At 45.8% G+C, this 1,678-nt stretch carries 3 protein-coding genes; all 3 read right to left on the reverse strand.

Translation table 11 applies throughout. The annotated features are described in order from the left end of the window. The coding region (locus tag ACE3T3_RS15885) for a hypothetical protein (RefSeq protein WP_374668629.1) at nt 1–253 on the reverse strand (253 nt) is incomplete at its 3' end. Nucleotides 254–447: 194 nt separating this feature from the next. Beyond that, on the reverse strand, nt 448–1,299 hold the full coding sequence (locus ACE3T3_RS15890) for an IS3 family transposase (protein WP_374668633.1): 852 nt from the start codon (nt 1,297–1,299) through the stop codon (nt 448–450). A gap of 14 nt (nt 1,300–1,313) precedes the next feature. After that, a complete protein-coding gene (locus ACE3T3_RS15895; protein WP_374668631.1) occupies nt 1,314–1,625 on the reverse strand; it encodes a transposase in 312 nt (103 codons plus the stop codon). Nucleotides 1,626–1,678: the final 53 nt, after the last annotated feature.

Here is a 1,678-nt window from a genome sequence, read left to right on the forward strand (position 1 = left end):
TAACTACGAATATCGGGCCAGTTTCTACTGGCAACTTGACCAGTGTAAATCTGCTTGGCGACTTACCCAACTGATAAAGCCAATATGATCTGATTTCACGCGAGAATTCTTTTTCTCTCATCACTGGATCTGAATCCTTCAGTGAAAAATTTATAAGCTTGATTAGTTGATTCATTGCAACAGAGACGGCTTCTTCCGGCGAGGTAGTCGCTGGCTCTTGGTTGGCCGCAAATAAGCAAACTCCATAGATCATTACATGAGGCCAAATTTGAAATGCGGATGGAGTGATATCGAATTCCGGCAATTCATATGGAAATCCAACAGGGAAACTAATCCGTAATGTTCGTCTGACATCTTTATAGTCTGGAGGAAGCAGATAATTAAAAGCAGCTGTTTCCCCAAATTTCTTTTTGACTGGTGTGATCTGCCCTCGTTTCCACGGACAGTTTAAGCAGCGATTTTAAGCGCTGCGGATTCGAATTTTACAGGACTTTGGTATCCCAATTTTGAATGTTTGCGTTTGAGATTGTAATAGGCTTCAATAAACCAGAAGATTTCTCGTCTGGCGTGCTCGATTGATTCAAATGCAACCCGATAGACATATTCGACCTTGAGTGTGTGGAAGAAGCTCTCACAGGCGGCATTGTCGTAACAATTACCTTTCCCGCTCATACTGCATTTCAAGTCATAGGCTTTAATCAATCGCTGATAGGCTTGTGAACAGTATTGGCTGCCACGGTCAGTGTGCACAATTACCCCTGATGGGCGGCTCCGTTTGAACAACGCTGCCTTGAGTGCATCACAGACCAGTCGTGCATTGATGCGCTCGCCAAATGCCCAGCCAATCACTTTGCGCGAGTACAAATCAACGACCACTGCCAAATACAGCCATTGCTGCTTAACCCGAATGTACGTGATGTCAGCCACCCATTTGGTATTGGGTGCATCGGCGTCAAAACATTGGTTGAGCAAATTAGGCGCTGTGGGTAGGTTATGCTTACTGTCGGTTGTGTGCTTGAACTTGCGCTTTTGAATACCTTGTAAGCCCAAGCGCTTCATGCGACGGCGTACTCGTTCAAGTGATACGCTAAAGTCCTCATCTCGCAACACATCGCAGATGCGACGATAGCCATAACGCCCCGCGTGCTCATCATAAATGCGCTGAATACGCTCATCCAATGCAATATTATGCACCATGCGATTCGATGGTTGGCGCTTAAGCCAGTCATAATAGCCGCTGCTCGATACCTTGAACAGCAGAAATAATCGACGTTTGGGTAGACTGCGCTCCGCTTTTATAAAGGCGTACCTTGCTACTTCATGCTGGCAAAGTACGCGGCGGCCTTTTTTAGAACATCAATCTCCTTCTTGCGCAACTCAAGCTCCTTGTGAGCGGCTTTGAGTTGACGTTCAAGTGCTTGATAATCAGGCTTGCTTGGTTTGCCAGATTTCTTCATCTTGGCTTGTGGCGGCTTGGGCTCGTTCATAACACTGTAAATCCACTTCGTTAAAGTCCCGTAGTTTATACCCAAATCTCGAGCCACTTCCGCGTAACTTAGCTCGCCTGATAATGCTAAACTTACCGCTTCTGATTTGAATGACTCATCGTAACGATTGCGTTTCATTTGACACCCCTTGTTTTACGTTAATTGGTGTCCGTCAATTCGAGGGCAGATCA

It is taken from the genome of Acinetobacter sp. (assembly GCF_041919735.1).
GTDB lineage: Bacteria > Pseudomonadota > Gammaproteobacteria > Pseudomonadales > Moraxellaceae > Acinetobacter.